The 13,242-nt window shown below is 58.8% G+C and carries 13 protein-coding genes and 1 tRNA gene; 9 read left to right on the forward strand and 5 right to left on the reverse strand.

The window, feature by feature from the left end; genetic code table 11:
* The first annotated feature begins 46 nt into the window (after positions 1-46).
* The 7 genes from Z947_RS0105345 to Z947_RS0105375 all read left to right on the forward strand — a co-directional run bounded on the left by Z947_RS0105345 (position 47) and on the right by Z947_RS0105375 (position 8,406).
* Positions 47-865: an ABC transporter ATP-binding protein gene (locus tag Z947_RS0105345; RefSeq protein ID WP_025043289.1), complete on the forward strand. Its 819-nt coding sequence runs from the start codon at positions 47-49 to the stop codon at positions 863-865.
* A 90-nt stretch (positions 866-955) separates the two neighbouring features.
* The gene (locus tag Z947_RS0105350; RefSeq protein ID WP_025043290.1) at positions 956-1,963 is read left to right on the forward strand and encodes a branched-chain amino acid ABC transporter permease; all 1,008 of its coding nucleotides are present in this window, start codon (positions 956-958) and stop codon (positions 1,961-1,963) included.
* 75 nt (positions 1,964-2,038) lie between these two features.
* A complete protein-coding gene (locus Z947_RS0105355) occupies positions 2,039-3,151 on the forward strand; it encodes a branched-chain amino acid ABC transporter permease (RefSeq protein ID WP_025043291.1) in 1,113 nt (370 codons plus the stop codon).
* 97 nt (positions 3,152-3,248) lie between these two features.
* Complete coding sequence (locus Z947_RS0105360; RefSeq protein ID WP_025043292.1) at positions 3,249-4,532, forward strand: ABC transporter substrate-binding protein; 1,284 nt, start codon at positions 3,249-3,251, stop codon at positions 4,530-4,532.
* Between the two features lie 71 nt (positions 4,533-4,603).
* Positions 4,604-5,440: an ABC transporter ATP-binding protein gene (locus tag Z947_RS0105365; RefSeq protein WP_025043293.1), complete on the forward strand. Its 837-nt coding sequence runs from the start codon at positions 4,604-4,606 to the stop codon at positions 5,438-5,440.
* Positions 5,441-5,522: 82 nt separating this feature from the next.
* The gene (locus Z947_RS0105370; RefSeq protein WP_025043294.1) at positions 5,523-6,698 is read left to right on the forward strand and encodes a phenylacetate--CoA ligase family protein; all 1,176 of its coding nucleotides are present in this window, start codon (positions 5,523-5,525) and stop codon (positions 6,696-6,698) included.
* A 43-nt stretch (positions 6,699-6,741) separates the two neighbouring features.
* Positions 6,742-8,406 carry an ABC transporter permease gene (locus tag Z947_RS0105375; RefSeq protein ID WP_025043295.1) on the forward strand — a complete coding sequence of 555 codons (1,665 nt, stop codon included), beginning with the start codon at positions 6,742-6,744 and terminating at the stop codon, positions 8,404-8,406.
* A 30-nt stretch (positions 8,407-8,436) separates the two neighbouring features.
* Here the strand turns inward: Z947_RS0105375 and yghU are convergent, their stop codons facing one another.
* The 4 genes from yghU to Z947_RS0105395 form a co-directional block, all read right to left on the reverse strand.
* Positions 8,437-9,309: a glutathione-dependent disulfide-bond oxidoreductase gene (gene yghU / locus Z947_RS0105380; RefSeq protein ID WP_025043296.1), complete on the reverse strand. Its 873-nt coding sequence runs from the start codon at positions 9,307-9,309 to the stop codon at positions 8,437-8,439.
* A gap of 131 nt (positions 9,310-9,440) precedes the next feature.
* The gene (locus tag Z947_RS0105385) at positions 9,441-9,806 is read right to left on the reverse strand and encodes a VOC family protein (RefSeq protein WP_025043297.1); all 366 of its coding nucleotides are present in this window, start codon (positions 9,804-9,806) and stop codon (positions 9,441-9,443) included.
* 167 nt (positions 9,807-9,973) lie between these two features.
* Positions 9,974-10,099, reverse strand: a complete 126-nt coding sequence (gene ykgO, locus Z947_RS0105390) for a type B 50S ribosomal protein L36 (RefSeq protein ID WP_005850168.1) — start codon at positions 10,097-10,099, stop codon at positions 9,974-9,976.
* A 96-nt stretch (positions 10,100-10,195) separates the two neighbouring features.
* A tRNA-Val gene (locus Z947_RS0105395) sits at positions 10,196-10,270 on the reverse strand.
* A 149-nt stretch (positions 10,271-10,419) separates the two neighbouring features.
* Here Z947_RS0105395 and Z947_RS0105400 point away from each other — a divergent pair.
* On the forward strand, positions 10,420-11,280 hold the full coding sequence (locus Z947_RS0105400; RefSeq protein WP_025043298.1) for an N-formylglutamate amidohydrolase: 861 nt from the start codon (positions 10,420-10,422) through the stop codon (positions 11,278-11,280).
* Between the two features lie 119 nt (positions 11,281-11,399).
* Here Z947_RS0105400 and Z947_RS0105405 read toward each other — a convergent pair whose 3' ends face one another.
* Positions 11,400-12,656, reverse strand: a complete 1,257-nt coding sequence (locus Z947_RS0105405) for a DNA polymerase IV (RefSeq protein WP_081781118.1) — start codon at positions 12,654-12,656, stop codon at positions 11,400-11,402.
* A gap of 55 nt (positions 12,657-12,711) precedes the next feature.
* On the opposite strand from Z947_RS0105405, the gene Z947_RS0105415 reads away from it, so the two are divergent.
* A complete protein-coding gene (locus tag Z947_RS0105415) occupies positions 12,712-13,140 on the forward strand; it encodes an NUDIX hydrolase (protein ID WP_025043301.1) in 429 nt (142 codons plus the stop codon).
* Positions 13,141-13,242 lie beyond the last annotated feature (102 nt).

Genomic DNA, 13,242 nt, shown 5'->3' on the forward strand with positions numbered 1-13,242 from the left:
CGGCGGTGGTCTTGAGTTTAGTTTGCAAGATGAAGGATGGGGCGGCGTGAAAGATACTGCTGACAGCTATGTCACCGCGGACGGGCGCACCATTGGGCCTGTTGTGATGGAGATGAAGAATATTACCCTGAGATTCGGGGGGGTTGAGGCGATCAAGGATATCTCTTTTGATATTCGTGAGGGCGAAATCCGCGCGATCATCGGGCCGAACGGCGCGGGTAAGTCGTCGATGTTGAACGTCATCTCGGGGTTCTATGTCCCGCAGGAGGGCGAGGTCTGGTACAAGGGCGCGCGCCGGCCCGCGATGAAGCCGTTCGAGGTGGCCCAACAGGGGATCGCCCGCACGTTCCAGAACATCGCCCTTTTCGAGGGGATGAGCGTTCTGGACAACGTGATGACGGGCCGTTTGACCCAGATGAAGGCGGGTTTGTTTGCCCAGTCTTTGTGGAAGGGCAAGGCGGAGGCCGAAGAGGTCGAGAACCGTGAAGTCGCTGAAAAGATTATCGATTTTCTTGAAATTCAAGCCATTCGCAAGACGCCGGTGGCGCGTTTGCCTTATGGTTTGAAAAAGCGCGTTGAACTTGCGCGGGCACTGGCGGCTGAGCCGTCGATCCTGTTGCTGGATGAACCGATGGCGGGGATGAACGTCGAGGAAAAAGAGGACATGAGCCGCTTTATTCTGGATGTGAACGACGAATTCGGCACGACGATCGCGCTGATCGAACATGATATGGGCGTGGTCATGGACCTGTCCGACCGTGTGGTTGTGATGGATTACGGCAAAAAGATCGGCGACGGCACACCGGATGAGGTGCGCGGAAATCAGGATGTGATCGATGCCTATCTGGGGGTTGCGCATGACTGATTTTGGACCGGAGTCCGCCGTGCACCGGACGTGCACCCCCTGTGCACCCCCTGTGCACCGCCGCAGCGCAGCATATCGGAGAGCATTCCAATGAACGAACAACTCGCCTTTACGATCGAGGTTTTTGCCAACGGGCTGATGGCCGGGGTGCTTTATGCGCTTGTGGCTCTCGGCTTTGTGCTGATTTACAAAGCCTCCGGCATTTTTAACTATGCGCAGGGCGTGATGGCGCTTTTTGCGGCGATGACGCTGGTGGGCATCCAGAACGGCCAGGTGCCGTTTGCGCATCTGATCAACGCGATTTTCGGGACTGATGTGCACCACTTTGGCTGGCATGTGCATTCCTTCCTCGCGATTGCGCTGACGGTTGGTGTTATGATTGCGCTGGCCTGGGCGGTGCAACGGTTCGTGTTCAAACATCTGGTCGGGCAGGAGCCGATCATCCTGTTCATGGCGACCATCGGTCTGGCCTATTTCCTTGAAGGGGTGGCGGATCTGATGTGGGGGTCTGAACTGAAGGCGCTGAACGTCTGTGCCGCCGAGGGGGCCTGTTTGCCGCAGGGTATGAACATGTGGCTTGAGGGCACGACCTATGAGGCGCTGGGCTACGGCTTTTTCATCGACAACCTTGATATCGTAGCGACGATTGTTGCGGCGGTGCTGGTGGCGGGACTGATCATATTCGCGCAATACACCAAGCAGGGCCGCGCGATGCGGGCTGTGGCGGATGACCATCAGGCGGCGCTGTCGGTTGGTGTGTCGTTGAACTTTATCTGGATCTTGGTCTGGTCGCTGGCGGGGTTTGTCGCGCTGGTTGCAGGGATCATGTGGGGCGCGAAATCGGGTGTGCAGTTCTCGCTGTCGCTGATCGCCCTGAAAGCGCTGCCGGTGCTGATGCTGGGGGGCTTTACCTCCATCCCCGGTGCGATTGTCGGCGGGTTGATCATCGGTGTGGGTGAGAAGCTGTTTGAATTCCTGATCGGTGCGCCGTTCCTTGGTGGTGCGACAGAGAACTGGTTTGCCTATATGCTGGCGCTTTTGTTCTTGGTGTTCCGTCCGCAGGGCTTGTTCGGGGAGAAGATCATTGAGCGTGTTTGATTTCGTGATGCCGGACTGGGGCCAGCCCCAGACACCGGAGTTAATTTGGCAAGATGAAGCAGGGGCGCGCAACTGATGTTCTACCGTGAAGCAGGCGATTTCAGCACGACCTATGCTGACGACCAACAGACCTTTCCGATCAAATTCGACCGGTATCGCTATTACGTGGTGTTGTTCATCGCGATTGTGATCGTACCGTTCGTGATCAACGACTACTGGGCCAACTCGCTGTTGTTGCCCTTCCTGATCTACGCGATTGCGGCCTTGGGGTTGAATATTCTGGTGGGCTATTGCGGGCAGGTTAGCCTTGGCACAGGCGGGTTTATGGCGGTGGGGGCGTATAGCTGTTACAAGTTCATGACCGGCGTGGACATCTGGTGGGGCGGCGAATTGCTGTTCCGGCTGCCGGAGTTCAATATCTTTTTCTCTGTGATCATGGGCGGGGTGATGACCGCGCTTGTGGGGGTGTTGTTCGGTCTGCCGTCCTTGCGGATCAAGGGGTTCTATCTGGCGGTGGCGACACTGGCGGCGCAGTTCTTTCTGGTGTGGTTGTTCAACCGCGTGGCGTGGTTTTACAACTATTCCGCCTCGGGTCAGATTTCGGCACCGGAACGCGATTTGTTCGGGGTGTTGATCACCGGACCCAGCACACCGGCCTGGGCGACTTATATGTTCTGTCTGTTCTTCACGATTGTCAGCGCGGTAATTGCCCGCAACATGACGCGCGGCGCAGCAGGGCGTAAATGGATGGCGATCCGTGACATGGACATCGCCGCCGAGATCATCGGGGTGAACCCGCTGAAAGCGAAACTGACGGCCTTTGCTGTGTCGAGTTTCTTTATCGGGATTTCGGGCGCGTTGTTCTTTGCCGTCTATCTGGGTGCGGTCGAAGTGGGTGAGGCGTTTAGCATCACCAAGTCGTTCCTTGTTCTGTTCATGATCATCATCGGCGGCCTTGGCAGCATCTTTGGCTCCTTCGCGGGGGCGGCGTTTCTGGTGCTGTTGCCGGTCGCGCTGAAGGTTGTTGGCGTGGACTGGTTCGGTTGGCCCACAGATATCGTGGCGCATTTGCAGCTGGTTGTTGTGGGCGGGTTGATCATTGTCTTCCTGATCGCAGAACCGCACGGGATTGCGCAGCTGTGGCGTGTGGCGAAAGAGAAATTGAGATTGTGGCCTTTCCCGCACTAGGGTGAGGCACATGAAAGAAGGCAGGGAAAATCCTGTTGTGAAGGCGGGGCGAACCCCGCCCTACGGAAATCGGATAACATTCTGGGAGGAAACACCGATGAAATATAAACTAGGTACAATGGCCGTCGCGACGATGATGGCAGCAAGCCCCGTTATGGCGGATCTTGTATTCCCGTCACTCAGCTATCGCACAGGCCCTTATGCGGCGGGCGGTATCCCGTTTGCGGATGGCTATGCGGATTATTTCACCATGCTGAACGCCCGTGATGGCGGCATTGGCGGTGTGATGACCAAGGTTATCGAATGCGAGACCGGCTATAACACCGAGAAGGGTGTTGAGTGTTACGAGTCCACCAAGGGCGAAGGCAGCCTTGTCTATCAACCGCTGTCCACCGGTATCACGTACCAGCTGATCCCCAAAACCACCGCTGATGGCATCCCGATGCACACGATGGGTTATGGCCGGACATCAGCCAAGAACGGCGACACGTTCAGCCACACGTTCAACTATCCTGCGAACTATTGGGACGGTGCGTCAGGCGCGATCAACTATCTGCTGGGCGAAAACGGTGGTGACCTGAAGGGCAAGAAGGTTGCGCTGGTCTATCACAACTCTGCCTACGGCAAGGAGCCGATCCGCACGCTTCAGGAACTGTCCGCCAAGCACGGTTTCGAGTTCAAGGAAGTGCCGGTCGACCACCCCGGTCAGGAGCAGAAATCCCAGTGGCTGCAAATCCGTCGGGACAAGCCTGATTACGTGATCATGTACGGCTGGGGCGTGATGAACCAGGTTGCGGTTCAGGAAGCGGCGAACATTCGGTTCCCGATGGAAAACTTCATCGGCATCTGGTGGTCCGGTTCTGAAAACGATGTTCTTGCAGCGGGTGACGCAGCGAACGGGTACAAGGCGCTGACGTTCCACGGTGTTGGGTCTGATTTCCCCGTGTTTGACGACATCCAGAAGCACGTTGTGGACGCAGGCAATGCCGCCGGTGCGGGCGATCAGATCGGTACGGTTTTGTATAACCGTGGTCTCTATGCTGCGATGCTGGCAGCGGAAGCTGTGAAAACGGCGCAGGAAATCCACGGTGTCGCAGACATCAACGCCGCGCAGATGCGTGACGGGATGGAAGCCCTGTCGATCACCGAAGCGAAGATGGCCGAACTGGGCTTGCCGAACTTTGGTCCAAGCTTTGACGTGTCCTGTGCGAACCACGGCGGTGACGGCCTTGTGGGTGTGACGCAGTGGGATGCATCGTCCAAGACATGGTCGCTGATCTCCAACTTTGCCGAAACAGATGCAGATGTGGTCGGCCCGCTGATCGCTGAGGATTCTGCGGCATATGCGGCAGAAAACAACATCGAAAGCAGCTGTAACTAAGCGCGCTTTTGCTCGGGCGCGGCATTGGTCGCGCCCGAGCCTACCAAGAATTTCAAACAAAGGTTTGCCCGATGCTGGATGACGTAAAAGCCGCCGAGACACAGGTCGATAACGTGTTGGAGGTCAACAATATCGAAGTGATCTACAACCACGTGATCCTTGTGTTGAAAGGCGTCAGCCTGAACGTACCCAAAGGGGGCATCACGGCCCTTTTGGGCGGGAATGGCGCGGGCAAGACCACGACGCTAAAGGCGATTTCGGGGCTGTTGGCCAGCGAACGCGGTGAAGTGACCAAAGGGTCGATCAAGTATCGCGGACTGGACATTGCGCATGCGGATCCTGCCGAAACGGTGAAGCAAGGCGTTGTTCAGGTGATGGAAGGGCGTCATTGCTTTGAACACCTGACGGTCGAGGAAAACCTGATGACCGGTGCCTATACCCGCGCTGACGGCAAGGGCGCAATCGCGGCCGACCTCGAGATGGTTTACAACTATTTCCCGCGCCTGCGCGAGCGGCGCAAATCACAGGCCGGTTATACATCGGGCGGCGAACAGCAGATGTGTGCCGTGGGGCGTGCGTTGATGTCCAAACCCGAAACGATCCTGTTGGATGAACCAAGCATGGGTCTGGCCCCGCAATTGGTCGAACAGATTTTCAACATCGTGAAAGAGATCAACGAAAAGGAAGGCGTGACCTTTTTGCTGGCGGAACAGAACACCAATGTGGCCCTGCGCTTTGCGCATTACGGCTACATTCTGGAATCCGGGCGCGTCGTGATGGACGGCCCTGCCGCCGATCTGCGTGAAAATCAGGATGTTAAGGAATTCTATCTGGGCATGTCGGATGAGGGGCGCAAATCCTTCCGCGATGTGCGGTCCTATCGTCGGCGCAAGCGCTGGCTGTCCTGAGCGGGCTGGCGGGGTGAACCCCGCCCTACGGCCTATCCAACGGCCCCCCAACGGATTGCGTTTACCTGAGAAGAGACTTGCCATGGCCGAGACCTATTTTGACGACCTAGAGACCCGCAGCGCGGATGCACGTGAGGCTGCCCAGCTGGAGGCGTTGAACGCGCAACTGGCCCGTGTGGGCCACGCCCCAGTGGCCGATCTGGCAGGGCTGGCGCAGCTGCCGGTGATGCGCAAATCCGACCTGACGAAGCTGCAAAAAGAGCAGCCGCCGTTTGGCGGGATCAACGTGAGCAACATCACACATGTGTTTCAATCACCGGGGCCGATTTATGAACCCGGCGGCAGCAGCCACGACTGGTTTCGCATGGGGCGGTTCCTGCATGCGGCAGGACTGGACGCGCATGATATTGTGCAGAACTGTTTCGGCTATCACCTGACGCCTGCGGGCCATATGTTTGAAAGTGGTGCGCGCGCGGTCGGGGCCAAGGTGTTACCCGCCGGTGTGGGCCAGACCGAACTGCAAGTGACAGCGGCACGCGATATTGGCACAACGGCTTATGCAGGTACGCCCGATTACCTGAAAATCATTCTTGAGAAAGCCGACGAAATGGGCGTGAGCCTGGGCATCACCAAGGCGGCGGTCGGCGGCGGTGCGCTGTTCCCGTCTTTGCGCCAGTACTATACCGATCGCGGGATTTCCTGTTTGCAGTGTTATGCCACGGCGGATGTGGGCAACATCGCGTATGAGAGCGCTGCGATGGAGGGGATGATTCTGGACGAGGGTGTGATCGTAGAGATCGTAACCCCCGGTACGGGCAATCCGGTGGCAGAAGGCGAGGTGGGCGAGGTTGTCGTCACCACGTTGAATGCGGATTATCCGTTGATCCGGTTCGCGACGGGGGATTTGTCGGCGATCATGGCGGGCGCATCGCCCTGCGGGCGTACCAACCGGCGCATCAAGGGCTGGATGGGCCGCGCGGATCAGACCACCAAGATCAAGGGCATGTTTGTGCGCCCCGAACAGGTGGCCGCATTGGTCGCGCATCATGATGAAATTACCAAGGCACGCGTTGTGGCCAGCCGCGCCAGCGAACAGGATGTGATGACCGTGCATATCGAAAGTGCCGGCGGCGATGCCGAAGTTTACGGGCATTCCGTGGCGCAGTTGCTGAAGCTGAAGGGGCAGATCGTGATTGTCGAACCCGGTAGTTTGCCCAAGGACGGGTTGGTGATCGAAGATCAGCGCAGCTACGACTAGCGCGCCCTCTGGTAATCCTGACTGAAATCATCGAAATAGAGGCATGACCTCTACCACCGAGCCAGCATTGCGCCCTACGAAACCCCGCGACGGGCTGCGCGGGCTGTCGGTGATCGCCATTTTTGCGGCTGCGGTCTGTGCGCTGCCGATGATTGCGGTGGGGCTGGCGGCCTTTGGCGGGGGCACCGATACGGTGCGCCATCTGGTGGATACGGTGTTGGGCGAGTATACCCGTACCACGCTGGCGCTGGTTTTGCTGGTGTCGCTGGGCACGTTTTGCATTGGTGTCGGGGCGGCGTGGCTGGTCACGATGACGCGGTTTACAGGGGCGCGGCTGCTGGAAGTTGCGCTGGTGCTGCCGCTGGCCTTTCCGGCCTATGTGCTGGCCTATGCCTATACAAATGTGCTGGACCATCCCGGCATCGTGCAGACCACCCTGCGCGATGTGATGGGTTGGGGGCCGCGCGATTATTGGTTCCCTGATATCCGGTCGCTGGGCGGGGCGGCGTTGATGTTGACGCTGGTGCTGTACCCCTATGTCTATCTGCTGGCCCGCGCGGCGTTTTTGCAGCAAAGCGGCACGACGTTTCTGGCTGCGCGCGCCTTGGGTAAAAGCCCCTGGGCGGCATTTTTCAAGGTCAGCCTGCCGCTGGCGCGTCCGGCGATTGCCGCAGGCGTGTTGCTGGCGGTGATGGAGACCATCGCCGATTTCGGCACGGTGGCGTATTTCGGCGTGCAGACCTTTGCCACGGGGATCTACACCGCGTGGTTTTCCCTGTTTGACCGGACGGGGGCGGCGCAGCTGGCACTGTGTCTGCTGAGTTTCGCGCTGTTGCTCGCCATGTTGGAGCGGATGCAACGGGGGCGTGCGAAATACCACGATCCCGCACGGCAGGCGCAACAGATGGCGCCGATTGAACTGACCGGCTGGAACGCGATTTTTGCGCAGGTGCTGTGCGGTGTGCCGGTGTTGTTCGGCGCGGTATTGCCGGTATTTGTGCTGTTCAGCATGGGGCTGGGGTCAGAGCAGAACCTGCTGAGTCCGCGATATTTGGGGTTCATTCGCAATTCGCTGACACTGGCGGGGATTGCGGCGGTGGTCACGGTAAGTGCGGCGGTTGCTGTCGGTTTTTTCCAGCGGCTGCGGCCCGGTCGCGTGTCGCGCAGCACCGGTTATATCGCGCGGCTGGGATATGCGGTGCCGGGCGGGGTGATCGCCGTCGGGCTGATGGTACCTTTCGCGATGTTCGACAACGCGCTGGATGCCTGGATGCGCAGTACCTTTGATATTTCGACAGGGTTGTTGGTGACCGGTTCGATCTGGCTGTTGATTGCGGCCTATATGGTGCGGTTTCTGGCGGCAGCGCTTGGTGCGTATGAGGGCGGGCAGGCGATGGTGCATGCCAATATGGACGCGGCTGCACGGTCCTTGGGGCAGACACCGGTGGGCACATTGCGCCGTGTGCACCTGCCGATTTTGGCCCCGTCTTTGCTGACGGCGCTGCTGATCGTTTTCGTCGATGTGATGAAGGAACTGCCAGCGACGTTGATCATGCGGCCGTTCAATTTTGACACATTGGCGGTGCAAGCATATCGGCTGGCAAGCGACGAGCGGTTGGACGGGGCGGCGGTGCCGTCCCTGGTAATCGTCGCGATGGGATTGTTGCCGGTGATTCTGATCTGTCGTCAGGTCGGGCGCGGGAAGTAACGCCCCGACACGGATGCCGGGGCGTCTGGTTCAGCTGTCTTTGGCAGCTTCGATCTTGTCTTGTGTCTTGGTCTCGAAATCCGACGCATCGTGGCGTTCGTGCAATTGCATCGACAGATCATCACCAAAGGCGCGGTTGACCATGCGGCCGCGTGTAACGGCGGGGCGCGCATCAATCGCCTTGGCCCAACGCATCACGTTCTTGTAGGATGTCACGTCAAGGAATTCAGCCGCGTCATAAAGGCGGCCCAGAACCAGCTGGCCGTACCACGCCCAGATCGCCATATCCGCGATGGAATAATCACCGGCGAAGTAGTCGTTGTCGGCCAGATGACGGTCCAGCACGTCAAGCTGGCGTTTGGTTTCCATGGTGAAACGGTTGATGGCGTATTCGTCTTTATGCGGCGCGTAAGCATAGAAGTGGCCAAAACCGCCACCAAGATAAGGGGCGCTGCCCATTTGCCAGAACAGCCAGCTCATCATTTCGGTGCGCTGTGCCGGATCGGTCGGGATGAAGGCGCCGAACTTTTCCGCCAGATGCAGCATGATGGAGGCAGATTCGAAGATGCGCTGCGGTTTGTCGCCGGAATGATCCATCATGGCAGGGATTTTGGAGTTCGGATTCGCGCCAACAAAACCGGAGGTGAATTGATCTCCTTCCATGATGTTGATGATCCATGCGTCATACTCCGCGCCCGTGTGACCGGCGGCCAGCAGCTCTTCGAGCAGGACCGTGACTTTGACGCCATTGGGTGTGGCGAGGGAGTAGAGTTGCAGCGGGTGCTTGCCCACGGGCAGGTCTTTTTCGGATGTAGGACCAGCGACGGGGCGGTTGATGGAAGCAAAGCGGCCACCGGATTCGGCGTCGTGTGTCCAGACTTTGGGGGGAGTGTATTCGGTCATCGTGGCCTCGCTTGAATTATGGTTTCGCGGGCAACTTGCCTTGTTCGGATGGTGAGGGCCAGAGGCATTGGAGGGCAAAGGTTCAAGAGATTGTGTTTGCAAGGCGCAGGTCGGGTTGCGCAAGGGACGGTCTACAGCCCTGCAAAGGCCCTGCTGGAAACAGATATCGAATTTTTAGCCGGATCTTTGGTATTGGCGAAACTGTAGCCGTCCGCGCGATGGATCGGTCCGAATTCAAGCCCGCGTTCTTTTGACTGGCGGCAAAAGTCATCGACATCTTTTACATCGAACACGAGCTTGAGCAGCGTTTGTCCTTCTTTGCGCTTTTCAGGCATTGGATGCAGAAGAATGTTTGCGCCTGTCCCGCGCGAGACCAGTTCGACGATCCGGTCGCCGTCAAGCCGCTGGAGGTCGAACCCGAAATGGGTGACGTAAAAATCGGCAACGGCGTCAAGCTGTTTGGTGTAGATGATGATGCGTCCAAGCTGTGCAGACATGGGTATCCCCGAGCGCTGATGCTTGTAGCATATCCAAGTCCGGTATCATTTCCAGTGTCTGATATGGCGGTACGGGTGTTGGTCACACACCGCAAAGCAAAAAGGCTGCCCTGAAAAGGCAGCCTTTTTATAACACACGCTGATGCGCTGTAGCATTCAGTTCAATATCAACCCTGGCGGGCTTTGAACCGGCGCTGCGTTTTGTTGATCACGTAAACGCGGCCCTTGCGACGCACAACACGGCAATCACGGTGCCGGTTCTTGAGCGAGCGGAGCGAATTGCGAACTTTCATGTTCTTATCCTTCCATCTGTGGCCCCGCCTTATCATCAGACAAGGACCAGCGCCGGGTTACGGGCGACCTTGGAACCCCAAGGCCAGTGAATTTCGTGGTGGGCGATACTGGGATCGAACCAGTGACCCCTTCGATGTCAACGAAGTGCTCTACCGCTGAGCTAATCACCCACTTTTCCCGCGCAAATCCCCAGCCCCAAATAAAAACGGGGCGCGAGATACCGCGCCGGTTGGGTCGCTATAAAAGGTTGCGCGGCGACGATCAAGGGGGCTTTTGGCATTCGCGGAAATTGGTTTATGTTAGCCGCAAAGGGGGCCCTATGCCCAAGTCAGCATATGAAGTTATCACACCGGCGAAGGATCGGTCCTGCGTGGTTTTCGCCTCGCCCCACTCCGGGCGGGACTATCCGTGGTCGTTTTTGCGCTCAACTGTGCTGGATGAACATGCGATTCGCAGTTCAGAGGACGCTTTTGTCGATCTGATGTTCGATTGTGCCCCTGAACACGGTGCCGTTTTCATCAAGGCGGGGGCCCCGCGTGCGTTTGTGGATTTGAACCGCGCAGCAGAAGAACTGGACCCTGCGTTGATCGAAGGGGTGCGCCGGCAGGGACATAACCCGCGCATCGCATCCGGTCTGGGGGTGATTCCCCGTGTGGTGGCCAACGGGCGGGCGATTTATCGCGGCAAGTTGACCGGTGCAGAGGCGCAGCGGCGAATCGAAAAATACTGGCGGCCTTATCATCAGAAATTGCAGGACCTTCTGGACGCGGCACATCAGCGTCATGGGCAAGCGGTGCTGATTGATTGTCATTCCATGCCGCATGAGGCGATGGACGGGGTGGCGAAATCCGGGGTGAAACGCCCCGATATTGTGCTGGGTGACCGGTTTGGCGCGGCTGCGGCAGGCGAGGTCGTAGACCGCGTGGAGGCCGCATTTGCGGCAGCGGGTTTCGTCGTCACGCGTAACACGCCGTTTGCCGGTGCCTATATTACACAGGCTTATGGCAAACCGGCGCGGGCGCAACATGCGGTGCAGGTCGAAATTGATCGTTCGCTTTATATGAACGAAACGCTGATCCGTCCGAACGGGGATTTCGAGGACGTGCAACGGGCGTTGCGTCAGGTGGTGGCCGAAGTGGCGCGGATCGGGATGGGACGCGTGCCACTTGCAGCGGAATAGCGGATCAGGCTGGGTTCAGACGGGTTATGCCCAGCCCGATGCAGAGCAAGGCCGCGCCTCACAGGCGGAGATTACCGAAAAGGCAAAGAACGCGTTGGCGCAGTTCACGGCCCTTTGCGCTAGCGCAACGCGCGCCCCTTGACGATCGCCTTGGCCCCGTAACGCGCGCGGATTGCATCGGTGGCGCGCTCGGCTTTGCTGCGCTGACCCGCGTCGGGGTCCAACAAATCACCGGCCAGATCGGCCCCTTCGGCGGCAGGGCTGAGATCGGAGATGCCGACACCGATCAGGCGGTAAGGGCCGGTTTCGTCGAGCTGGTCAAACAGGGCGCGGGCGTTGCGGTAAATCCGGTCGGCCAATTGCGTGGGATCACTGAGGGAGACGCGCCGCGTCAGCCCCTTGAAGTCGCCGCGTTTGAGTTTCAGGGTGACAATGCGGCCGGCGATGTCTTTGGCCTTGGCGCGGTCGGCAACCTGTTCGGACAGTCGCCACAGGTGCCCGTCAAGGATGTCGGGATCTCCGGTATTCTCGGAAAATGTGGTTTCCTTGGACACGGATTTCACCGGATCATTGGGTGAAATGCGGCGGTGGTCCTGCCCGCGCGCCAGATGCCACAGGCGTTCGCCCATGCCGCCGAACCGCGCAATCAGATCGGTTTTGTCCCAGCGCAGCAGATCGGAAAACGTGCGGATGCCGGCCTTGTCCAGTGCGACCTGCGACACGGCACCCACACCCCAGATCAGTTTTACAGGGCGGTCGCGCAGGAAATCGGCGGTTTCCGCTTTGCCGATGACCGAAAACCCGTGCGGCTTATCAAGATCGGAGGCGACCTTGGCGAGGAATTTATTGTGGCTGAGGCCAATGGAGCCCGTCAGGCCCAACTCTTCTTTCATCCGGCGCACCAGCCGTGCGAGCATAACGGCGGGCGGCGCACCATGCAGACGCGCGGTGCCGGTCATGTCCAGAAACGCCTCGTCCAGCGACAGGGGTTCGATGGCGGGGGTCAGTTCCTCCATCATGGCGCGAATGGCGCGGGATGCCTCGACATAGGCACCCATGCGGGGTTTGATGATGACGGCATCGGGACAGAGTTTCAGCGCCTGAAACATCGGCATGGCGGAACGCACACCGCGAATACGCGCAACGTAACAGGCAGTGGACACCACACCGCGCCGCCCGCCACCGATGATCACGGGTTTGCCGTTCAGTTCGGGGTTGTCGCGTTTTTCGACGGAGGCATAAAAGGCGTCGCAATCCATATGCGCGATGCACAGGCTGTCGAGTTCGTCGTGCACCAGTACACGCGGACTGCCGCAGGCAGAGCAGCGCCGCGCGGGGGTAATTTGGGACAGGCAATCGCGGCAGAGAGCGGCCATAGCGGGGCACCGGATTTTAAGGGTTCGGGTAGCAGAATAACGAAAGGGGCCGGAAATGAACACATGCGATGATGCTGCATTCGAGGGGGCGAAACTGGCGCTGTTTCTGGGCGCGCGGCTTGTGGTGATCCTGCGCGATAATGTTGCTGATTTGCCATATGCGGGGCATTGGGACCTGCCCGGCGGCGGTCGGGAGGGCGGCGAAACGCCTTTGGCCTGTGTGCAGCGGGAGTGTTTTGAGGAGCTGGGACTAAGGATTGAACCACAAGATATTGTGTGGGGGCGGCGTTTTTCCAGCGCATCATGCGGTGAACGGGTATGGTTTTACGTGGGCCATTTGCCCAGCTCTGGCGCAAACGACATTGTTTTCGGGGATGAGGGGCAGGGATGGCAGCTGATGGAGGTCGCCGAATTTCTGAGGCATCCCAAGGCGATACCAGCGTTTCAGGACAGGTTGCGCGTCTATCTTGCGGAGTGTGAGTGACAAGCCGGTCAAGAAAACCCCCGCTGCCTTAAGCGGGGGGAAAGGTGACGAACATCAGGAAGAACCAGTTCGTCGGGGAGTATCACCTAGGGTCAGCTTAGC

Source organism: Sulfitobacter geojensis (assembly GCF_000622325.1).
In the GTDB taxonomy this organism is placed as follows: Bacteria; Pseudomonadota; Alphaproteobacteria; order Rhodobacterales; family Rhodobacteraceae; genus Sulfitobacter; species Sulfitobacter geojensis.